Below are 20,229 nucleotides of genomic sequence, written 5' to 3'. Positions count from 1 at the left end.
CCGCACCGCAGTTACACCGTTTTCCTGACAGACCCGTCCAGTCTACAGCGAGTCCGCTGGGATCACTCCTGTTGATCGGGACGCCGTAGGCGTAGGTGTAGGGGTTGAGTTCTTGGCCCGAGGGGTCGGGTTGGGTGAAGCGGCTGGCGGTGCCCACCGATCTCACCGATCCTGCCGCGGTCGATGCGCTCGCCCGCGCGGCGCTGGACGCGTTCGGCCGGGTGGACGCCGTGCTGCACAACGCGTTCGTGCAGCCCGCGATGACCGAGCTGCTGGCCCGCGGACCCGGCCGAGATCCGCGGTGCGGTGGACACCAACGCACTGGCCGCGCTGGACCTGACCCGCGGCCCGGCGCCCGCGCTGGTGGAGTCGGCGGGCTCGGTGGTGCTGATCAACTCGATGCTCATCCGCAACCGACTCCCGCTGATGGGCAGCTACCGGATGAGCAAGGCGAGACTGCTGTCCCTGGCGCGCAGCTTGTCGGTGGAGCTGGGGCCGCGGGGTGTGCGGGTGAATTCGGTGGCGCCCGGCTACATCTGGTCTGCCGCGGTGCGCAGGTACTTCCGGCACCTGGCCGCCGAGCGCGGGGTGGATCCGCAGCAGGTCTACGACGAGGTGGCCGCGGACACCGATCTGCGGCGGCTGCCCGAATCGGACGAGATCGCCGACGCTGCGGTGTTCCTGGGCTCCGATCTGGCGCGCGCGATCACGGGGCAGTGAGCGTTTTCCACTTGGCTGGGCCGGGTGCCGGTGCTGGTGAGGCCGGTGGCGGGATGTGAAGAAGCTCCTGGTAAGGAGGAGTGATTGTCTAGATCAACTCTGCCCGTACCAGGAGCTTCGAGGTGCTTTCTTACCCGTCGTCGATGTCGGTGTCCAGTCGCGCGCTGAACATGCTGGCCGAAGCCTTACGGCACGAACGACGCGCGCGCCGGACCCGCTGGAGGCGCCTCGACGCGGGTGAGCAGGCTCTGTTGGTGCTGGCCTACCTGCGTAAAGGCGAGACCTACACGGATCTCGCCGGCGGGTTCGGGATCGGGCTGGCGACGGTGTTCCGCTATATCCGCGAAGCCCTCGACGTGCTCGCCGCAACGGCCACGCCCCTAACCGAAGGCGGTCGAGCTCGCGCGTCGGAAGGCGTTCGTCGTCATCGACGGGACCCTGCTGCGGATCGACCGGGTCGGCATGACCGGTGGACGAGATCGCCCGTTCTACTCCGGAAAACAGAAGAGACACGGGGTGAACGTGCAGGTCCTCGCTGACCCGGCCGGACGGCTGATCTGGACCTCCCCGGCCTTGCCGGGCGCTCGACACGACATGGGCGCGGCTTCCGAACACGGGATCATCGACGCGCTCGAACACGCTGGAGTACGGGTGATCGCTGACAGCGCCTACCGCGGCGCCGGCGCGAACGTCGAAGTCCCGCACCGCCGTCCACGGCGCGATCCGGAGACCGGCGAGCGTCGTCGGCGACTGTCGGCCAACGAGAAAGCCGTCAACACAGCACATTCCCGGCTACGCGAGCCCGGCGAGCGCGCGAACGCACAGCTCAAATCCTGGAGGATCCTCCGCACGATCCGTTCCAGCCCACGGCAAATGACCCGGCTCGTTGACGCCATCCGCAGCGTCATCCACGCCGACTGAACCCAAGTGGAAAACGCTCAGTGCCTGGACGTCACCGCCGGCCAGACGCACCACTGATACTCGCTGCGGCGCACCGGGTTTCGATGTCAGTGGGTGGCCGCGTGCAGGAAGGCGTCCCGGGCGGGTGAGCTGATGTGCGCTGACCACAGCGCGTGTAGCGGGACCTCGCGGGTCGGCTGTAGTTCCAGCACCCGGACCTGGCCGCCGGCCGCGGGACCGGGGTCGGCGGTGACGAACGCGGCGTGGCCGGTGCCCAGCACTGCGGTGATCGGTGGTGTGCCCTGGATCGGATTGCGCCGCACCCGCGGTTCGAAACCGGCCGCGCGGCAGTGCTCGATGAGCAGATCGGTGTAGCCCGACCTGCCGGGATGGCCCCACACCACGATGGTCTCGGCGGCGAGTTCGGTGAGGTGCACGCTGCCGCGGTCGGCGAACGGATGATCGGCGGCCACGGCTACCCGCAGCCGGTCTTGGCGCAGCGTGCTGCGGGTCAGCCCGTGCGGGGGCCGCATCGCCCGGCACAGCCCGACGTCGAGGTCGGCGTCCAGCAGTTCGCGGGCCAGTTCGTCCGGGTAGCGCTGGTTGACCTGCGGCGCCAGCTCGGGTTGCGCGGCGTGCGCGCGGTGCACCAGGGCGATCACCTCGTCGCCGGTGACCGCGGGGGTGTGCCCGATGCGCAGCACCTCGGGTTCGCCGCGGCCGATGCGCCGCGCCCGCGCCAGCGCCGAGCGGGCCGCGCCGTGCAGGACGCGGGCGTCGTCGACCAGGGCACGTCCGCTGGGCAGCAGCGTCACCGCGCCGCCGCTGCGGTCCAGCAGGTCGACGCCGACCTCGCGTTCCAGTGCGCGGATGGAGGTCGACAGCGCTTGCTGGGACAGGTGCTCCCGGGCGGCGGCGCGAGTGAAGCTGCCCTCCTCGGCCACCGCCACGAGGTGTTCGAGTTTGTGCAGGTCCAGACCCATGATCGCTCCTGGCGCCGAAGGTGCGGCCCGGGGCGTGCCACGCGCACACCCCGGGCCGCGCGGCCGCGTCGGTACCGGTGCGGCACCGGCCCCTCCCCCCGACGGCGGCCGGGCGTTGCGCCGCTCCGCGAGTGTGCCAGGTCGCGGGCGGCGATCGCGGTGCGCGGGTCAGCGCGTGGTGTATCCGCCGTTGGGGAACAGGGTCTGGCCGGTGAACCACCAGCCGTCGGTGGCCAGGAACTCGATGACCGGGGCGATGTCCTCGATCTGGGTGAGCTGGTTGCCCAACGCCTGCGACTTGTGGAACTCGACGCGTTCGGGCGTCTCCTGCGGGTAGAAGAACGGGGTGTCCATCGGTCCGGGCGCGACCGTGTTCACCGAGATGCCCCGGTCCGCGAACTCCTTGGCGGCCGCCCGCGTGAAGTGCTCCAGCGGGGCCTTGCCGCCGGCGTAGGTGGAGTAGCCGTCGGTGAAGGCGGCCAGCAGCGAGGTGCCGAGGCTGATGATCGCGCCGTCGTCGTTGAGCCTGCGCCCGGCCTCCTGGATGAAGAAGTACCCGGCCTTGGCGTTGATGCCGAACATGCGGTCGTAGTCGTCCTCGGTGGTCTCCAGGATCGGTTTGCGCAGCACCATCCCGGTGGTGTTCACCGCCACATCCACGCCGCCGAAGGTGTCCACGGCCGTGTCGAACAGGCGGCGCACGTCGGCGACCTGCGTGAGATCGCCCTGCACGGACACCGCCTGCGATCCCGCGGCCTGCACCGCCTGCACGGTGGCGGCGGCGTCTTCGGCTGAGCTGTCGCTGTGGTGGTGCACCACGACCTTCGCGCCGTGGCCGGCGAAGCGTCGGGCCAGCAGTCCACCGAGGTTCTTGGCGCCGCCACCGATGAGCACGACGCCGTCCCGCAGGCTGTGTTCGCTCATCCTCGTCTCCTCATCGTCCTCGGTTCTGGGTCGGCCGCCGCGCGGCCTGCCACCGATGCTGGACCGGTAGCGCGGCCGCGGGGAAACACGGATCGTCTGTGGCGGCACAACCGGAGCCGATACCTGCAGGTCAGCCGGGGTGCCCACCTCCTGGTTGGGGAGGCGTGGTCTTCCTCGTGGTCGTCGGCGGCTCTGGTACGTTCCGGCCGGGTTTCCCGCGACGGATGTGCCGGAAACCCGTGTGGTGTTGGAACTTTGCGCCGGGGGAGGGGTCGTGGTGCGCGGAGTGCCGAATTGGCGGTGGCTGCTGGACGGTGCGGTGCTGGCGTTGACCGCGTGCGTGCTGCTGATGATCGCCGCCTCGGACACGTCCTCGTTCCTGCCGCGCCCGGTGTTGTGGGGCGCCGGTGCGGCGGCGGGTCTCGGCGCGCTCGGTTGCCTGGTGGTCTGGTACCGCGTCCGGGGGCGCTGAGCCGAGGCGGTGTCAGCCGCCGCGGGGTTCGCGCCGGTGCTGCTCGGCGAGGCGCCGGTGCTGTTCGGACCAGTACTGCACGAGGTCCCAGGCCGAGTGCATCGCGCGGCAGTACGCCTTGGCTTCCTCCCAGAACGACGGGGTGGTCTGGCGGGGCGTCGACCTGGCGAGCCGGTGCCCGGGACCGGACAGCACCGACCTGCGCACCGCGCTGCGGCGGTCGCGGCGCGCGGTGGTGTCGGCGTGCTCGAACACCGCGGCGACTTCGGGCAACGATTGGCACGGCCAGTCGGCCACTTCGTGCGGTGGTGCGTTGCTCGCCGGGCCGGTGAACCCGGTCCAGGTGCGGTCGGAGCGCTTGATGATCCGCCGGGCGTCCGGACGGACTGCGCTGTCGGCGGGATGCACCCGCACCGTGCCGACCGGATCGAGGTCCGGGCAGCCGAAAACACCACCTGCGCCGGTATTCGGGCGTTCTCCGGTGCTCACGCGCCCTCCCTGCCCTGTGCGTGGCCTGATCATCCGTTCCAGGATGATCGACACCGCGGCGCGTGCGGAGCCGCTGATCGGATGGCGCTGCGCGCCGGACGCGGCCGGGGTGAGAGCGCGATCACCGTGCTACGGCTCCGCGGCGCAGGTCAGCGGTGGGAGCGCGCCGACCGGTCAGCAGATCTGCGGGACCGGTGCGGCCATCGCCGGGGCGTGTCCGGTGGCGTGCGGGGCGCGGTGTGCAGCAGCGGATCCCGGTCCTTGCCGGGTTTCGCGGCGCCCCGGGACGTGGTCCGGTTCGCCTTCTGCAGCGCGCGCCGCAGGGTGCGGGCAGCACGCCGGCCGAATCGCGGCGTTCGCATTGTTGAGCCTCTCGGTACGGGACATGTCCGGTTCCCCGGTTCGTTGCCCGTGGCGGCGCCGCTGAAACCTGCCTGCCCGGGGCGACGGGTTTTCCGGTGCCGCTGCGGCGGGTAGGCGACCGGGGTGCCCGAACTGCCCGACGTCGAGGGGTTTCGGCGGGTCGCCGAAGGCGCAGCGGGTCGGATCGTGCGGTCCGTTGCGGTGCGCGATGCTCAGGTGGTCCGCAACGCGGAGGCATCCGGGTTCGACGCGGCATTGCGGGGCAGGCGGCTCGGGCATCCCCGCAGGCACGGCAAGCTGCTGCTCCTGCCGACCGGGTCGGGACGCGGCTTCCCGGCCGTCCTCCTGCACTTCGGCATGACCGGCATGCTGCTGCGCACCGACGCGGGCGATCCGCCGCACCCGCACGACCGGGTCGTGGTGTCCCTGGACCGCGGCGAACTGCGCTACCGCGATCAGCGCAAGCTCATCGGGATCGCGCTGCTGACCGAGCAGGGCGGCTGGCAGGCCGAGCTGTCCCGGTTGGGGCCGGACGCGGCGGCGATCGACCGCGACGAGCTGCGCGACCGGTTGGGCCGCACCCGGCGGCAGCTCAAGGCAGCGTTGCTGGACCAGACGCGGGTGGCGGGCCTGGGCAACCTCACGGTCGACGAGGTCCTGTGGCGGGCGCGGCTGCATCCCCGCACGGCGACGACCGATTTGCGCGCACCCGACTGGCGCCGCCTGGACCAGCGGCTGCACGGGGTGGTCGCCGCGTCCGCACGAGCCGGTTGCGTGCCGCCCAGGCCCAGCTGGCTGACCGGGCACCGCGACGAGCGCGCGGGCCGGTGTCCGCGCTGCGCCACCGAGCTGACCAGCGGAGTGCTGTCCGGGCGGACGACCGTGTGGTGCCCGTCCTGCCAGCGCGCGTGATCGCGATCGCGGGATGTTTCAGATCGCTGATCACTGACGAGCCTGCGGTTGGTGCTCGTGGGCACGGCGCGTGCGGAGTCCGCGGGTGAAGCAGCGCAGCGGTGCAGGAGGAACGGGCGAGCTGATCGACATGGGTTCCGATGACGCCGGGCGGGCGCGGCGGTTCCTCCGCAGGCGCAAGCCGACCCGGCCGACCCCGGAAGACGTCACGATCGTCGAGGAATCGAAGACGCGCCGGGCGGTGGCGGCGGCCGCGATCGGCAACACCATGGAGTGGTTCGACTTCGGGGTGTTCAGCTACATCGCCGTCGTCATCAGCCAGGTGTTCTTCCCGCAGAGCAGTCCGACCGCGCAACTGCTGTCCACGTTCGCCACGTTCGCGGTCGCCTTCCTGGTGCGCCCGTTGGGCGGCTTCTTCTTCGGCCCACTCGGCGATCGGATCGGCCGGCGCAAGGTCCTCGCCGTCACCATGCTGCTGATGGCGGCGGGCACCGTCGCGATCGGGCTGATCCCCAGCTACGCCTCCATCGGCATCGCCGCACCCATCCTGCTGCTGGTGGCCCGGCTCGTGCAGGGCTTTTCGACCGGCGGCGAGTACGGCGGTGCCACCACGTTCGTCTCCGAGTTCGCCCCGGATCGCCGCCGCGGGTTCATGGCGAGCTGGCTGGAGTTCGGCACCCTCACCGGCTACGCGTCCGGGGCTCTGGTGGTCACGTTGCTGACGGTGCTGCTCCCCGAGCAGGAGTTGCTCGCCTGGGGCTGGCGCATTCCGTTCCTCATCGGTGGCCCGCTGGGGCTCGTCGGCCTCTACCTGCGTTTCCGGCTGGAGGAGACGCCGGCCTACGCACAGGCGCCGGCAGGTGATGCCGAGCAGCGGGGCACGGCGTCGGAGCACCGCAGCAGCTACTCCGAGATCTTCGGGACCTACTGGCGGCCGCTGCTGATCTGCGTGGGCCTGGTGCTGGTGTTCAACGTGACCAACTACATGCTCACCGCCTACATGCCGACGTATCTGACCGCGGCGGTGGGCTTCAGCCACGCGAACGCGCTGGTGCTCGTCCTGGTGGCGATGGTCCTGGTCATGGGGCTGGTCGTGGTGCTCGGGCGCTTCTCGGACCGGATCGGGCGCGTGCCGGTCGTGGCTACCGGATGCGTCGCGCTGGTCGTGGTCGCCTTGCCCGCCTTCTGGTTGATCAACCTGGGCAACTGGGTGGCCGTGCTGGCCGGGATCCTGCTGCTGGGGTTGGTGCTGGTCTGCTTCAGCAGCACGCTGCCCTCCACGGTGCCGGCGTTGTTCCCCACTTCGGTCCGGTACGGCGGGGTGTCGATCGGGTTCAACATCTCGGTCGCGTTGTTCGGCGGTACGACGCCGTTGCTGTCCGAGTGGTTGGTGGACGTGACCGGCAACGCGTTGTCCCCGGCCTTCCTCCTCGTGGCCGCCGGGATCCTCGGCGGGATCACGGTGCTGTTCACCCGGGAATCGGCGCAGCGCGCGCTACCCGGGTCGAGTCCGACCGCGGCGGGCCCGGCCGAGGCCAGGAAGACCGCCCGGGACCAGCGTCGGGGGAACTATCCGTGAGGCGTGGGGTTTGCGCGCCCGGGTCACCGGGAACGGCTGCCGGAAGCTCCCGGGGAGGAGGTTCAGCGAGGGAGGCCAAGTCCGAACGCGAGTACGAGCACGTGGCGGCTTCGCAGCAGCGGCGGGGGAGCCGGTCGGGGAGGGCCGAGGAGATCGCCGCGCGCACGGTGACAAGCAACGCGCCCGCAGCGGGCGGGCCGGCCGGCAGAGCAGGACTTCTACCGCGGACGTCTCCGCGCCCCGGGATGACGCCAAAGTGCAAGGGGTCAAAGGACGTTCGACGATGAGCGAGGCCGATTTGGCGCAGCACGTCCCGCGTTCGTGAGTACGGGGCGTCGCCGTGGCGGGATAGGATCCGCACTGTCGTCATCCGGCGAGGGGCGTGGCTGGTGTGCGTGCCTGGACCGGGAATTCAGAGGCTGGGAGCCCGGATGGAGCACGATCTGGCGCAGATCATGAGCACGGTGGCCAGGAACCTGGAAGCCGAGCCCGATGAGCAGCAGACGCTGGCGAGCATCGTGCAGGCAGCGGTCGCGACCGTGCCCGGCGTGCGGTTCGGCGGCATCACCCGACTCCAGCGCAAGCGGATCGATGCCCTGGTGCCCACCGACGAACGCGTCCTCCGGTCCACCGAAGCCCAGGAAGAGGTGGGCGAAGGACCGTGTCTGGACGCGGTCCGCGGGCAGCAGACCATCGTCGCCGACGATCTCGGCAGCGATACGCGCTGGCCGCGCTTCGCCGCCCGTGCCCACGAGCTCGGTGTCGGAAGCCTCATCACCTTCCAGCTCTACGTGCAGCAGCGCACGCTCGGCGCGTTGAGCCTCTACGGGAAGACCGGCGTCCGGTTCGGCGACGAGGCCCGTCTCGTCGGCGAGGTCTTCGCCACGCACGCCGCCCTGGCGTTGTCCAGTGCCCGCCAGCACCGCCAACTCAACGAGGCGCTGATGTCGCGGGACGCGATCGGCCAGGCCAAGGGTTTGCTGATGCGCCAGCACGGCATCACCGGGCAACGCGCGTTCGACCTGTTGGTGCTGGCTTCCCAGGAGTCCAACATCAAACTCACCGAGGTGGCGGCGTGGCTGGTGTCCGAGCACGAGGAACCGCGCGGCAGCCGGCCCCGGTCCGGCGAATGAACCGGTGAGCCCGCCCTTTTCGGCCCGGCGTGGTCTCCGCCGGTTCGACCGCGGGGGGCTGCGCGCCGGGCAGCCGGATGCTCCCGCAGTGCCGGGGGTTCGGGTGGTTTGCCCGGTTCCGCGCGTAGGATGGCGGATCCCGGACCACGCCGACAGGAGCAGCATGTCTCGCATCAGCACCCCGTACGGTCCGGCCGCCACCGCCGACGACGTCGCGGCCGGCCACGACCTCACCGGAACCCGCGCGCTGGTCACCGGCGGAGCGTCCGGGGCCGGACTGGAAACCGCGCGCAGCCTGTCCGCGGCCGGTGCCGAGGTGACCATCGGGGTGCGCGACCTCGACGCCGGGCGGGTGGCTTCGGCCGACATCGCCGCCACCACCGGGCGAGCCGCGGTCGTCGAGCACCTCGACCTCGCGGACCCGGTCGGTGCGCAGGAGTTTGCCGCCCGGTGGCGCGGTCCGCTGCACCTGCTGATCAACGATGCCGGTCTGCCGGCGGTCCCGGAACTGCAGCGCACCGCCGAGGGCTGGGAGCTGCAGTTCACCGCGAACCACCTCGGGCACTTCGCACTGGCCCGCGGGTTGCACGACGCGCTCGCCGCGGCGCGCGGGGCGCGGATCGTGGCGGTCTCCTCGAGCGCGCACCACTTCTCGCCGGTGGTCTTCGACGACATCCACTTCGAGCGCCGCCCGTACGACCCGTGGCTGGCCTGCGGGCAGTCGAAGACGGCCTGCGCGCTGTTCGCCGTCGAGGCGACCCGACGCTGGAGCGGGGCGGGCATCCAGGCCAACGCGGTCATGCCCGGCGCGATCGCCGCGCCGCAGCAGCGCCACGCGGGCCAGGAGGTGCAGGACGAGCGGGCACTGGCACGGACGCGCAAGACCCCGCAGCAGGCCGCGGCCACCACGATGGTCGCGGCGCTGTCCCCCGAGTTCGCCGGGATCGGCGGCCGCTACCTGGAGGACTGCGCGGAGGCCGAACCGGTCGCCGATGACGCCGACCCGGACCCGGCCGCCGGCGGGGTGCGCCGCTGGGCGCTGGACCCGGCCGCGGCGGGACGGCTGTGGGAGCTCTCCGAGCAGCTGCTCGCCCAACCGCGCACTGCGGCGGGCTGAGAGCCGGGGGCCGAACCGGGGCGCGGCCGGGTTCTGTTTCCGGAGCGACGGCAGCCGCTTGCCCGGGCGCACAACCGGCCGCTTGCACGGGCGCACAACCGGCACCGCTCGCACACCGTGTCCACAACGCTCCCTAGACTGGCCGGACGAGCAGGTGACCGAGGGGAGGGGCGCGATGGTCGACACCACGGTGCAGACTGATTCGGGGACCGTGCGTGGCGAGGTGGTCGCGGACGGTGCGTGCGCGTGGCGCGGGATCCCATACGCCGCGCCGCCGGTGGGCGGCAACCGTTTCCGCGCGCCGCAGCCGCCGGAACCCTGGGACGAGGTGCGCGAGTGCACCCGGTTCGGCAACGCCGCAGTGCAGGACGTCAGCCGGTTCTCGCCGCTGCAGACCGAGCCGGACGAGGACTGCCTGCACCTCAACGTCTGGTCCCCGGCCGCCGACGGGCAGCAGCGGCCGGTGCTGGTGTGGATCCACGGCGGGGCGTTCGTGACCGGAGCCGGATCCGAAACCCTCTACGACGGAACGGGTTTCGCCGCCGACGGCGACGTCGTGCTGGTCACCGTCAACTACCGGCTGGGCGTGTTCGGGTTCCTGCACCTGGCCGAGCACGGTGGTGCCGAGCTCGCCTCGTCCGGCAACAACGGGTTGCTCGACCAGATCGCGGCGCTGCGCTGGGTGCGGGACAACATCGCCGCGTTCGGCGGGGATCCGGGCAATGTCACCGTCTTCGGCGAGTCCGCCGGGGCGATCTCGGTCGCCGACCTGCTGGTGATGCCCGCGGCGCGCGGTCTGTTCCACCGGGCGATCATCGAGAGCACCGCGGCGCCGGCCATGCCCGAGCGCACCGCGCGGGAGGCGACCGGCGTGCTGCTCGGCGAACTCGGCATCGAACCCGGTCCGGACGCGGTGCCGCGGTTGCGCGCGCTGCCGGCCGAGCAGCTGCACCGCGCCGGCGTCGCGCTGCCGCCGATGACCTTTGCTCCCGTCGTGGACGGCACCGCGATCCCCGATGACCCGCAGTCGTGCATGCAGCGGGGTGAGATCGCACCGGTGCCGGTGCTGTGCGGGGCGAACCGGGACGAGTACACGCTGTTCTCCAGCATGTTCCTGGACACCTCCGGGTGGAGGAGTGCGGATGTGCAGGAGTGGTTGCGCGGCAAGTTCGGTCCGTTGTGGCCGCAGGTCGCCGAGCACTTCGCCGGGCACGAGTGGGATGTGGACCTGCTCAACCGGCTGATGTCCTACGGTTCGTTCGTGTGCCCGACGCTGCGCGCGACCGCGGCGTTGTCCGCGCACACCGACGTGTGGTCCTACCTGTTCGTCTACGAGCACCCGCTGCTCAAGGCCACGCACGGGCTGGAGTTGCCGTTCGTGTGGCGCCGGGTCGGCGCAGGCGGCGCCGGACCGTTCGACGTGTCCGGTCCGGACGCGGTGGCCCTGTCCGAGCGGATGTTCGCGGCCTGGATCGCCTTCGCCCGCACCGGCAATCCGAACGCGCCGGGGCTGCCGGAGTGGCCGCGGTACGACACCGAGCGGCGGGCGGTCATGGTGTTCGACGCCGAGTCCGAGGTGCGGCACGATCCGCACACCGACCGCGGGTTGTGGGAGTCGTTGGCCGCGCACGAGCGGTTCGGCGAGGCGGTGTTCACCTCGTAGCCGGGCCGGAGCAGCAGCGCTCCGAGCGCCGCCGTCAGGCTGCCACGTCGGCGACCATCGCGGCCGCGATCCGGCCCAGGGTGCGCGGATCGATGGCGAACACCGCGTTCGGCGTGCCTGCCGCGGCCCAGACTTCGGCGTGGTCGAGCAGGTCCTGGTCCAGGAAGGTCACCGCGGTGCCGGTGTGCCCGATGGGCGGCACGCCGCCGATGGAGAAGCCGGTGCGCTGCTTGACGGTGGCCGCGTCCGGGCGCTGCGGGGCGATGCCGAGCACGGCCTGCAGCTTGTCCGGGCTGACCCGGTTGGCGCCGGAGGTGATCACGAGCACCAGCTCGTCGCCGGCCAGGAACACCAGGCTCTTGGCGATCTGGGCGACCTCGGCGCCGACGGCCGCGGCGGCGTCCTGCGCCGAGCGGGTGCTGTCCGGCAGTTCGCGCACCACCGCGTCCACCCCGGCGTGCTGCAGTGCTTGCTGGACCCGCTCGACCTTGGCGTGCACGTGCCCTCCTGCGTGCCGGTGCTCGTCGCCCATTGTGCACGCACTGTCGGGTCGGCGGATGCGTGGTCGGTCGATGCGCGGGAAATCCCGCGCGGTGCCACCGAAAGCGGCTATGGTGGCGCCACCGGTACCCGAGATCGAGGAACAGGCAGATGAGCGAGCACCACGCGCTGTACCGCCGATGGATCGACGAGCTCTGGAACGGTGATCCGCAGGTGGCCGGATCGCTGGTCACCGACGACTTCGTGGGGCACTGGCCGGATCGGGAGGTGCGCGGTCCCGGGCAGCTCGCGGAGCTCATCGCGGGTACGCAGGGCATGTTCACCGAGCTGTCCTTCACGCTCGACGTCGGCCCGATCGCCGAAGGGGACCTGGTGGCGGGCCGTTGGACCGGGCACGGACGCAGCGCCGACGGCACGGTGCAGCGGTTCGTCGGCAACGATCTGCTGCGGGTGCGCGACGGGCGGTTCGCCGAGTACTGGGTGGCGTCGGTGGGCGGGTCCTGACTCGGCCTGCGGCAGGCAGGAGAGCGCTGATGTCCGATATTCCCGAGGTGCCCACGACCGCGGCCGAAACGGCCGAGGCGGCGCGGCCGTTCGACGAGCTCGGCGCCCGCTACGAGCAGGCGTTCGCCGAACTGCCCGAGCAGCGCGCGGCGCTGGACTGGCTGGTGCGGCGGCTCGCGCCGGGCGCTGCGGTCCTCGACGTCGGTGCGGGCACCGGGCGGCCCACCGCCGAGCGGTTGTCGGCGGCCGGGATGCAGGTGCTCGGCATCGACGTCTCGGCGGCGATGGTGGACTTGGCGCGGGAACGCGTGCCGGGCGCGCGGTTCGAGCGGGCCGATGCGCGCACCTTCGACACCCCGGCGGGGTCGTGGGATGCGGTGTGCGCGTTCTTCGCGTTGCTGATCATGTCCCGGCCGCAGCTGGACGCGTGCCTGCGGCGGCTGGCCGCGTGGGTGGCGCCCGGCGGGTACCTGGTGTTCGCGGCGGCGCTGGCCGATGCCGCCGACGCCGAGGTGGATTTCCTCGGCCGGTCGATCCGGGTGAGCAGCTACCCGGCGGAGGAGTACCTGCAGCGGCTGCGTGCGGCGGGCCTGCGCATCGAGCACACGCGGATCATCCGGTTCGCCCCGGACGATCCCGCCGCCCAGCCCGAACCGCAGCTGTTCTGCTGCGCGAGCAAGCCCGCCGCGGAGTGATCGCCGGCAGCTCGGCATGCCGATGCGGAGCCTGGCGGGCTCGGGGAATATCATTCCGCGGGTGCCTGCCTACGACGATCCCGCCTTCGAGCACCTGGACACCTCGATCCTGCCCGAGCGCCAGCAGCGCATCCTGTCCGTGATCCGCGACTGGGTGGTGCGCTACGGCTACCCGCCGAGTACCCGCGAGATCGGCCGATCGGTGGGCCTGCGCTCCACGTCGTCGGTGTCCAAGCACCTGAGCAGCCTGGAGGACAAGGGCTTCTTGCGCCGCAGCGCGTCGATGTCGCGTCCGATCGACGTGCGGGTGTTCCTGCAGGAGCCGCAGGCCGAGGCCGCCGAGAAGCCGGTCGCGGTGCCGGTGGTCGGTGACATCGCCGCGGGCAGCCCGATCCTCGCCGAGGAGCATCTGGACGACGTGCTGGAGGTGCCGGCCGAGTTCGCCGGGCGCGGCACGGTGTTCGCGCTGCGGGTGCGCGGTGATTCGATGATCGATGCCGCGATCTGTGATGGCGACGTGGTCGTCATGCGCCAGGAGTCCGAGGCGCGTTCCGGGCAGATCGTGGCGGCGATGCTGGACGGCGAGGCCACCGTCAAGGTTTACCGGCGCCGTGGCGGGCACGTCTACCTCGAACCACGCAACGCCGATTACGATGTGCTCGATGGCGACGAGGCCGTCGTGCTGGGCACTCTCGTGTCGGTGTTGCGCAGCGTCTGATCGCCCGTCCCCGTGCCGCGTCGGCGTCCGGTGCGGCACGTTCGCAGGCGGTGCGGAAGCATCGCAGGTCAGACGCAATATGCGTGGACGTTTCGCGTTTTTCCGGTGTGGTGGAACGCGAGGAAACCTGTGCGAGTAGTGTCCGTTGACAAGATCCACTCCTCGCTGCAGGTAGGAAAACATGTCTGATTCCGAGCGCGTAGAGCGCAATGCCGCCATGCGCGAGAACATGACCTCGCTGCTGGAAGGCATCAGCCGCCAGACCGAAGAGCTCAAGCAGGCCCAGGAGCAGGCCGCCGCCGTGGTCGGCACGGCCACGTCGAAGGACCGGACGGTCACCGTCGAGGTCAACGCCGCGGGCATCGTCACCGACGTGCAGCTGGATTCCGCGGTGTACAAGTACAACACCCCGCAGATGCTCTCCGAGTCGCTCGTGCTGACCATCCAGGCCGCCGCGCGCAACGCCCGCGAGCAGGCCGACGAGGCGTTCGCCCCGGTGCAGAACAACATTCCGGACCTTCCGGACATCTTCCCGGAGGCTCCGTCGGTGAAGGCGCTGATCCCGGGTGCGCCGGAAGTTCCCTCCGGTCTCCCCGACGACGATGGCGACCTCGACGACGAGTTCGGCGAGGACGACCCGTGGGCGCAGAAGGGCAAGCGTTGATGGCGGACGGCATGCAGGTAGACCCCGAGGCGCTGCGCGCGCGGTCCCCGAAGTTCGCCGCGGCGGCCGACAAGCTCGACAAGGCGTTCCAGGACCTCAAGAGCGCGCGGGAGGCCGAGGGCAACTGCTGGGGCAACGACGACCCGGGCACCGCGTTCCACGAGGAGTACGCCAAGGCGCTCAACGAGTCCGATGCCACGTTCACGGACCTGGGCGAAGCGTTGAACCGGACCAAGGAGCAGCTCGACCAGGTCTCCGAGCAGTGGGAATCCGATGACCAGTCCTCGGCCGAGGGCGTCGAGAACGCGGGGAGGGCCTTGTGACCGTCACCATGCCGCAGGGGCTGCAGGACTTGGCGTCGGTGGTCGTCGGTGCCGACTTCCCCGAAGGCGACGAGGACGCGCTGCGCCGGCTCGGCGAGGCCTGGGCCGCCTGCGCCGGCGAGGTCGAGACCGTGCTCGGCGACACCGAAGGCGCGGTCAAGGACGCGCTGTCCACCATGGAGGGACAGACCGCCGAGTCCTTCAAGGAGTTCGGTGACCGCCTCACCCAGGGCGAGGAGGCGCCGCTGGTGGCGCTGCAGAAGATGTGCGAGGAAGTCGGCGAGGCGTGCGACAACCTCGCCCTCGACGTCGAATACACCAAGATCAGCATCATCACCGCGCTGAGCATCCTGTTCGCCCAGATCGCGGCGATGCTCGCCCTGGCCGCGGTCACGTTCGGCGCCAGCACGGCGGGTATCCCCGCAGCGCAGGCCGCGACGCAGGGGATCGTCCGCGGGATCATGCAGGGCCTGCTGAAGCTGGTCCAGGAAGTCGTCAAGCAGATCGCGATCAACCTCGGCATCAACGTCGGTGTCGACTTCGCGATCCAGGGTGGCCAAGCGCTTGCCGGCGACCGCGACGGGCTCGACACCGACAAGACCACGGCCGCCGCGCTGTCCGGTGCGGCCGGTGGACTCGGCGGCGGCATCGCCAACGGCGTGTTCGGGGCCGTGGGCAAGAACCTCGGCGGGCGGCTGTTCGGCGAGGCGGCCGAGACCGGTGCCGAAAGCGCGGGCAAGGCCGGTGGCGAGGCCGCGGGCAAGATCGGCGGCAAGACCGCCTCGGGCGCCAACCTCGTCAATGGGATGGCCGGCGGCACGGCGGGCGGTGTCATGGGCGCCGGGATGAACAACCAGTTCCAGGCCGACAACGCCGGCGAAGACGTCGAGCACACCGAGCAGAGCATGGGATCCGGTGCGTCCGGTGGCGCCATCGGCGGCGGTGCCAGCAGTGCCGGGAGTTTCCGGGAGTCCTTCGACACCCTCAGCTCGGGCACGCTGTCCGGCTCCGGCGGGGGCAACGGTCCCGGTGGATCCGGCGGTCAGGGCTGGCAGGAATGGGACGGTGCGCCGCCGGTCGGATCGGAGACCGAGATCTTCGCCGGTGGTGACCAGTCCGGGGATGCGGGCAGCGGATCGCAGACCGGCGGGTCGGATACCGCCTCGGACGCGGACAGCTTCACGACCGCGCAGACGAGCGGTTCGGATGCGGACAGCTTCGAGACCGCGCAGACGAGCGGTTCGGACGCGGACAGCTTCGAGACCGCCCAGACGAGCGGCGATTCCCAGCCGGGCAACGACCAGAGCGGTTCCTCGGGCATCGAGCAGCAAGCCAAGGACGGCTTGGCGGACGGGACGGCCGACATGAAGGATCCGCACGAGTGGACGCCCTCCCCGGAGGAGATCCCGCCGCACCTGGTCAACGGCACCGACGACGATTACCCGATCGGCGCCGGCGAGATCCGCGAAGCGGCGCCGTCGAAGGAAGCCTGACGCGCCCCGGCCGTGCGGGAGCAGCGCGCCCGCACGGCCGGGGGTGTCGGATGTGCGAAACCCGGGTGCACCGGCAACCCTGGGAGCGGCGATAGGTTCGCGGGGTCACGACCGGAAAGGAGCGCAACGGGATGCAGGCGATCAGCTACGCGCAGTACGGCGGACCGGACGTGCTGGAGGTCGGGGAGCGCCCGCGGCCGCCGGTGGCGCCCGGCGAGGTGCTCATCCGGGTGCGCAGCGCGGCGGTCAACCCGGTCGACTGGAAGCTCATGGCCGGTTACCTGGACGGCATGATGCAGGTGTTCTTCCCGGTCGTGCCCGGCTGGGACGTGGCAGGTGTCGTCGAGGAAGTCGGCCTGGACACCCCGGAGTTCGAGCCGGGAGATGAGGTCTTCGCCTACGCGCGCAAGGATTTCGTGCACGACGGGACGTTCGCCGAGTTCTGCACCGTCCCGGCCCGGGCGGTGGCGCGGCGCCCGGCGGCGCTGAGCTGGGATGCGGCCGCGGCGTTGCCGCTGGCGGGACTGACCGCCTACCAGGCGCTGGACCGGCTCGACCTCAGCGAGGACGACACGGTGCTCGTGCACGCGGCCGCGGGCGGGGTCGGCGTGCTCGGCGCGCAGATCGCGCTGGCTTGCGGGGCGCGGGTCATCGGCACCGCCTCAACCGGCAACCACGAGTTCCTGCGCTCGCTCGGCGTGGAACCGGTCAGCTACGGCGACGGGGTGGTGCAGCGGATCCGCGAGTTGGCACCGTCCGGTGTGGACGTCGCGGTCGACTTCGTGGGCGGGGTCCTCGACATCACGCGGGGCGTGCTGGCCGAGGGCGGGCGGCACGGTTCGATCGCCGACGACACCGTGGTGCAGGCCGGCGGGCACTACATGTGGGTGCGGCCCAGCGGCACCGATCTGCAGGACCTCGCCGAGCTCGCCGATGCGGGCCGGCTGACGGTGCCGGTCGAGCGGACCTTCGCGCTGGACGAGGTTGCCGAGGCGTTCCGGCTCAGCCAGGCCGGCCACGTGCGCGGCAAGCTCGCCATCCGGGTCAGCGGGTGAGCGTTCCGGGCCGGGCTGTGCGCAAGCTGGTCAGCATCGCGAGCACGCCGAGCAGCCCCAGCCCGGCCAGCACCGCGAAGCCGTAGCGGAAACCCGCTTCCGCGTAGACCTCGCGCCCGCCGATCTGCAGCGTCGGCGGGACGAGCAGGATCACCGCCATCAGCTGCGTGCTGAACGAGGACCCCAGCGCTCCGCTCAGGTTCATCATCCCGCCGCTGATGCCCTGGGCGTGCGCGGGAACCGCGGCCACGATCATGTTCGGCAGCGCCGCGCTGCAGGTGCCGATGCCGATCCCGGCGACGAACTTGGCCACCATCAGCTGCCCGGTGGTGTCGTTGACCGTGGCCAGCAGCAGTGCGCCGGTCACCAGGCAGCACACGCCCGCGGTCAGCACGGTGCGCGGGCCGATCCGGCGGGAGACCAGTCCGGCCAGCGGCCCCGCGAGGGCTCCGGCGATACCCCCGATGACCAGGTATTGCGCGGCGCCGAGCGCATCCACGCCGAATCCGTAGCCGGCCTCGGGCGGGGCCATCACGAACAGCGGGACCAGCATGTTCGACCCGGCTAGCCCGGCCTGCACCACGAACGACGTCAGCAGGGTGGCCGCGACCCGGCGGTCCGCGAGCAGCCGGGTGTCGATGAGCGGCTCGGCCGGATACCGCTCGTGCAGCACGAACAGCGCGAACAGCAGCAGTCCGCCGACGAGCCCGGAGGCGGTCAGCGGATCTCTCCACCCGGCCGTGCCCGCGCGGCCGATGGCCAGCAGCGCCGCGCACGCGCCGGCGCCCAGCAGCACGATGCCGAGCCAGTCCAGCCGCACTCGGTTGCGCAGCGGTGTCTCCGGCACGGCCAGCTGCACCAGCACCGCGGTCAGCACGCCGTATCCCGCCAGGAACCAGAACACGCCGGCGAACCCGGCGCCGCCGATGAGCGCGCCGGACAGCAGCGGGCCGATGATCGGGCTCACCCCGAAACCCGCGCCCACGAAGCCGAGGGCGACCGGCACCGTGCGTGCGGGGAACAGGTCGCGGATCAGTCCGTAGACCATGGTCAGCGCGCAGATGCCGAAGCCTTGCAGTGCGCGCCCGGCGATGAGCGCACCGAGCGACGGTGCGGCGGCGGCCAGCGCCGAACCGGCCGCGGCCACCAGGGTCACCGCGAGCAGCACCTTCTTCTTGCCGGCGATATCGCCGATCTTGCCGAACAGCGGATACCCGATGGCGCCGACCAGCGTCGTCGCCGTCATCAACCAGCCGATCTCGGTGGTGCCGAACGTCGCGGAGATGTCGGTCAGCGCCGGTGTGACCATGGTGAAGGTGAGCCCGGTGATCTCCACGACCAGGATGAGCACGGCGAGAACGCCCGCGTAGTAGGCGGTGCTGCGCGTGGCGGGCAGTCCGGATCCGCTGATCTGGGAGGGGTCGGTCGAATCGGGTGGCGCCATCATCGACTCCGGTGGGTGGCACCGCGGTTGTTCGCGGTGCCTCGGCGGAACGGGGTTCCGAGCGTGTACCGGGAGGCGGTGGTGATCTGCGCCACCCCGTTCTGGAGACGGTAGTCACCGGGTCTGCGCAGGTGGATGACACATCCCGCTGTCCGGGACCGGGGTGTTGCGCGGAGCCGGCGGGCGTGACAGTCCGAAGTGGACGAGGAGGTCAGGCCGGTCGCGGCAGGTGCTTGGCGATGAACGTCCCGTGCGCGACCACGCAGTCCTGCCCGCGCGCGGCCAGCGAACCGGTGGTGCTGATCCGGCGCCCGTCGGTGGCGGTCTGGCGGGCGGTGACGGTGATCGGCTCGTGCAGCGGAACGGGACGCAGGTAGCGCAGGGTGAGTTCCGCGGTCATCCCGGACAGCCCGGCCCAGTGGTTGGCCACCCCGAACGCGTGGTCGAGCAGCAGCGCGGATACGCCGCCGTGCACGTGCCCGGGCGGGCCCTGGTAGGGCAGGTCCAGGGTGAGCGTGCCGGACACCGAACCGTCCGCGTGCCCGGTCAACCGCATCGGCGGGGCGATCGGGTTCTCCGAACCGCTGGCCGGGTCGTGCCGGGTGACCTCCTGGTTCCACATCGCGGCCATCCGCACCGACACCGGGGGAGCCTCGGATTCGAGGCGTTCGGCGGCATCGGTGAGCTGCTCGGTGACCCGCGCCAGATCGCCAGATCCGGTGTCGCCGCTGCGCAGCAGAGCGGCGAGCACCCGCCGAGCTGCGGCCGCTGCCGCGTCGATGCCCTCGTCGCGCAGGGCGGGGATCAGGTCGACGTCGGCGTCCACGGTGGTGGTCGCACCCGGTGCGGGATGGTGCTCGCTCACTGCTCGGCCTTCCGGGGTCGGGCCGCGCCCGGTGGTTCGGCGCGGTTTCGCGGCCGCCGGCGCGGGTTTCCGGTCGCGTGCGCCGGTGCCCGGCACGCTAGCGGGCCCGCGACCGGTTCGGGGTCGGCGTCCCACTGGCTCGGACGGGTCCTGGCGCGGACGCGCCGCGGTGCGTGGGATCGGCGCTCGGAGCTGGTCCGAGCGGAGGGCGGAGCGCATGAGCGGGGTCGAGGAGCGGTTGGCCGCACTGGAAGCCGAGGTCGGCCGGTTGGCCGACGAGCGGGCGGTGACCCGACTGGTGCTGTCCTACGGTCCGCTGGTGGACAGCGGCAGCGCCGACGAGGTCGCCGGCCTCTGGGAGCCGGACGGCGTCTACGACGTGGACGAGCTGTTCATGGCCGGCCGCGAGCAGATCGCGGCGATGGTGCGCTCCACCGGTCACCAGGACTGGATCCGGGGCGGCTGCGCGCATTTCGCGGGACCGCCGCACGTCACGGTGCACGAGGATGAGGCCACCGCTGTCGGGTACACCGCGATGGTGGTGCGCGACGGCGAGCGGTTCGTGCTGCGCCGTGCCACGGCCAACGTCTGGCGGTTGCGCCGCGGTCCGGACGGCTGGCGCGTGGTGACCCGCACCAACCGGCTGCTGGACGGTCGGGCCGAGTCGCGGGCGCTGTTCGCCGACGCCCTCGGTGCGGCGGAGAGCTGAAAC

At 71.6% G+C, this 20,229-nt stretch carries 21 protein-coding genes and 1 pseudogene; 16 read left to right on the top strand and 6 right to left on the bottom strand.

Features of this window, described 5'->3' with window-relative positions; translation table 11 throughout:
- The first annotated feature begins 294 nt into the window (after positions 1-294).
- Positions 295-720, top strand: a complete 426-nt coding sequence (locus IQ251_RS19560; protein WP_370591124.1) for an SDR family oxidoreductase — start codon at positions 295-297, stop codon at positions 718-720.
- A 122-nt stretch (positions 721-842) separates the two neighbouring features.
- A pseudogene (locus tag IQ251_RS00720) lies at positions 843-1,641 on the top strand (transposase family protein).
- 86 nt (positions 1,642-1,727) lie between these two features.
- On the opposite strand, the gene IQ251_RS00715 reads toward IQ251_RS00720, so the two are convergent.
- Positions 1,728-2,603 carry a LysR family transcriptional regulator gene (locus tag IQ251_RS00715; protein WP_193926409.1) on the bottom strand — a complete coding sequence of 292 codons (876 nt, stop codon included), beginning with the start codon at positions 2,601-2,603 and terminating at the stop codon, positions 1,728-1,730.
- Positions 2,604-2,771: 168 nt separating this feature from the next.
- On the bottom strand, positions 2,772-3,527 hold the full coding sequence (locus IQ251_RS00710) for an SDR family oxidoreductase (protein WP_193926408.1): 756 nt from the start codon (positions 3,525-3,527) through the stop codon (positions 2,772-2,774).
- 286 nt (positions 3,528-3,813) lie between these two features.
- Between IQ251_RS00710 and IQ251_RS00705 the strand changes: the two genes are divergently transcribed.
- A complete protein-coding gene (locus IQ251_RS00705) occupies positions 3,814-3,999 on the top strand; it encodes a hypothetical protein (RefSeq protein ID WP_193926407.1) in 186 nt (61 codons plus the stop codon).
- A gap of 12 nt (positions 4,000-4,011) precedes the next feature.
- On the opposite strand, the gene IQ251_RS00700 is transcribed toward IQ251_RS00705, so the two are convergent.
- Complete coding sequence (locus IQ251_RS00700) at positions 4,012-4,488, bottom strand: hypothetical protein (RefSeq protein WP_193926406.1); 477 nt, start codon at positions 4,486-4,488, stop codon at positions 4,012-4,014.
- A gap of 486 nt (positions 4,489-4,974) precedes the next feature.
- Here IQ251_RS00700 and IQ251_RS00695 point away from each other — a divergent pair, with 486 nt between their 5' ends.
- The 5 genes from IQ251_RS00695 (at position 4,975) to IQ251_RS00675 (ending at position 11,255) form a co-directional block, all read left to right on the top strand.
- Positions 4,975-5,763 (top strand): Fpg/Nei family DNA glycosylase, encoded by a 789-nt coding sequence (locus IQ251_RS00695; protein WP_193926405.1) that lies wholly within the window; start codon positions 4,975-4,977, stop codon positions 5,761-5,763.
- A gap of 85 nt (positions 5,764-5,848) precedes the next feature.
- Positions 5,849-7,342, top strand: a complete 1,494-nt coding sequence (locus IQ251_RS00690; RefSeq protein WP_370591122.1) for an MFS transporter — start codon at positions 5,849-5,851, stop codon at positions 7,340-7,342.
- Positions 7,343-7,773: 431 nt separating this feature from the next.
- Positions 7,774-8,475: a GAF and ANTAR domain-containing protein gene (locus IQ251_RS00685; RefSeq protein ID WP_193926404.1), complete on the top strand. Its 702-nt coding sequence runs from the start codon at positions 7,774-7,776 to the stop codon at positions 8,473-8,475.
- 163 nt (positions 8,476-8,638) lie between these two features.
- Positions 8,639-9,592, top strand: coding sequence for an SDR family NAD(P)-dependent oxidoreductase (locus IQ251_RS00680; RefSeq protein WP_193926403.1), 954 nt, complete (start codon positions 8,639-8,641; stop codon positions 9,590-9,592).
- A gap of 175 nt (positions 9,593-9,767) precedes the next feature.
- Positions 9,768-11,255: a carboxylesterase/lipase family protein gene (locus tag IQ251_RS00675; protein WP_193926402.1), complete on the top strand. Its 1,488-nt coding sequence runs from the start codon at positions 9,768-9,770 to the stop codon at positions 11,253-11,255.
- A gap of 34 nt (positions 11,256-11,289) precedes the next feature.
- Here the strand turns inward: IQ251_RS00675 and IQ251_RS00670 are convergent, their stop codons facing one another.
- Positions 11,290-11,754: a YbaK/EbsC family protein gene (locus IQ251_RS00670; protein ID WP_370591121.1), complete on the bottom strand. Its 465-nt coding sequence runs from the start codon at positions 11,752-11,754 to the stop codon at positions 11,290-11,292.
- Between the two features lie 152 nt (positions 11,755-11,906).
- On the opposite strand from IQ251_RS00670, the gene IQ251_RS00665 reads away from it, so the two are divergent.
- The 7 genes from IQ251_RS00665 to IQ251_RS00635 all read left to right on the top strand — a co-directional run bounded on the left by IQ251_RS00665 (position 11,907) and on the right by IQ251_RS00635 (position 17,208).
- On the top strand, positions 11,907-12,260 hold the full coding sequence (locus IQ251_RS00665; RefSeq protein ID WP_193926400.1) for an ester cyclase: 354 nt from the start codon (positions 11,907-11,909) through the stop codon (positions 12,258-12,260).
- Positions 12,261-12,289: 29 nt separating this feature from the next.
- Positions 12,290-12,955 carry a class I SAM-dependent methyltransferase gene (locus tag IQ251_RS00660; protein WP_193926399.1) on the top strand — a complete coding sequence of 222 codons (666 nt, stop codon included), beginning with the start codon at positions 12,290-12,292 and terminating at the stop codon, positions 12,953-12,955.
- Between the two features lie 61 nt (positions 12,956-13,016).
- Positions 13,017-13,673, top strand: a complete 657-nt coding sequence (gene lexA / locus IQ251_RS00655; RefSeq protein WP_193926398.1) for a transcriptional repressor LexA — start codon at positions 13,017-13,019, stop codon at positions 13,671-13,673.
- 181 nt (positions 13,674-13,854) lie between these two features.
- Positions 13,855-14,337, top strand: a complete 483-nt coding sequence (locus IQ251_RS00650; protein WP_193926397.1) for a YbaB/EbfC family nucleoid-associated protein — start codon at positions 13,855-13,857, stop codon at positions 14,335-14,337.
- Positions 14,313-14,660: a WXG100 family type VII secretion target gene (locus IQ251_RS00645; RefSeq protein ID WP_193926396.1), complete on the top strand. Its 348-nt coding sequence runs from the start codon at positions 14,313-14,315 to the stop codon at positions 14,658-14,660. Before IQ251_RS00650 ends, IQ251_RS00645 begins: the two co-directional genes overlap by 25 nt.
- On the top strand, positions 14,657-16,153 hold the full coding sequence (locus IQ251_RS00640) for a WXG100-like domain-containing protein (protein ID WP_193926395.1): 1,497 nt from the start codon (positions 14,657-14,659) through the stop codon (positions 16,151-16,153). Before IQ251_RS00645 ends, IQ251_RS00640 begins: the two co-directional genes overlap by 4 nt.
- Positions 16,154-16,284: 131 nt before the next feature.
- Complete coding sequence (locus tag IQ251_RS00635) at positions 16,285-17,208, top strand: NADP-dependent oxidoreductase (RefSeq protein ID WP_193926394.1); 924 nt, start codon at positions 16,285-16,287, stop codon at positions 17,206-17,208.
- On the opposite strand, the gene IQ251_RS00630 is transcribed toward IQ251_RS00635, so the two are convergent.
- Positions 17,198-18,652 carry an MFS transporter gene (locus IQ251_RS00630; RefSeq protein WP_193926393.1) on the bottom strand — a complete coding sequence of 485 codons (1,455 nt, stop codon included), beginning with the start codon at positions 18,650-18,652 and terminating at the stop codon, positions 17,198-17,200. The two genes, IQ251_RS00635 and IQ251_RS00630, sit on opposite strands and share 11 nt — an antisense overlap.
- A 211-nt stretch (positions 18,653-18,863) precedes the next feature.
- Entirely contained in the window at positions 18,864-19,517 is a 654-nt protein-coding gene (locus tag IQ251_RS00625) for a PaaI family thioesterase (protein WP_370591120.1), read from the bottom strand.
- Between the two features lie 217 nt (positions 19,518-19,734).
- On the opposite strand from IQ251_RS00625, the gene IQ251_RS00620 reads away from it, so the two are divergent.
- A complete protein-coding gene (locus tag IQ251_RS00620; RefSeq protein WP_193926391.1) occupies positions 19,735-20,226 on the top strand; it encodes a nuclear transport factor 2 family protein in 492 nt (163 codons plus the stop codon).
- Positions 20,227-20,229: the final 3 nt, after the last annotated feature.

The organism is Saccharopolyspora montiporae, assembly GCF_015209505.1.
Classification (GTDB): Bacteria; Actinomycetota; Actinomycetes; order Mycobacteriales; family Pseudonocardiaceae; genus Saccharopolyspora; species Saccharopolyspora montiporae.
This window is presented reverse-complemented; position numbering and strand designations above follow the sequence as displayed.

Excerpts from the sequence above, each read along its gene's own strand:
- IQ251_RS00635 (WP_193926394.1), top strand. The coding sequence starts at position 16,285 with ATGCAGGCGATCAGCTACGCGCAGTACGGCGGACCGGACGTGCTGGAG.
- IQ251_RS00650 (WP_193926397.1), top strand. The coding sequence starts at position 13,855 with ATGTCTGATTCCGAGCGCGTAGAGCGCAATGCCGCCATGCGCGAGAAC.
- IQ251_RS00680 (WP_193926403.1), top strand. The coding sequence starts at position 8,639 with ATGTCTCGCATCAGCACCCCGTACGGTCCGGCCGCCACCGCCGACGAC.
- IQ251_RS00630 (WP_193926393.1), bottom strand. The coding sequence starts at position 18,652 with ATGGCGCCACCCGATTCGACCGACCCCTCCCAGATCAGCGGATCCGGA.
- IQ251_RS00710 (WP_193926408.1), bottom strand. The coding sequence starts at position 3,527 with ATGAGCGAACACAGCCTGCGGGACGGCGTCGTGCTCATCGGTGGCGGC.
- IQ251_RS00620 (WP_193926391.1), top strand. The coding sequence starts at position 19,735 with ATGAGCGGGGTCGAGGAGCGGTTGGCCGCACTGGAAGCCGAGGTCGGC.
- IQ251_RS00715 (WP_193926409.1), bottom strand. The coding sequence starts at position 2,603 with ATGGGTCTGGACCTGCACAAACTCGAACACCTCGTGGCGGTGGCCGAG.
- IQ251_RS00685 (WP_193926404.1), top strand. The coding sequence starts at position 7,774 with ATGGAGCACGATCTGGCGCAGATCATGAGCACGGTGGCCAGGAACCTG.
- IQ251_RS00675 (WP_193926402.1), top strand. The coding sequence starts at position 9,768 with ATGGTCGACACCACGGTGCAGACTGATTCGGGGACCGTGCGTGGCGAG.
- IQ251_RS00660 (WP_193926399.1), top strand. The coding sequence starts at position 12,290 with ATGTCCGATATTCCCGAGGTGCCCACGACCGCGGCCGAAACGGCCGAG.
- IQ251_RS00665 (WP_193926400.1), top strand. The coding sequence starts at position 11,907 with ATGAGCGAGCACCACGCGCTGTACCGCCGATGGATCGACGAGCTCTGG.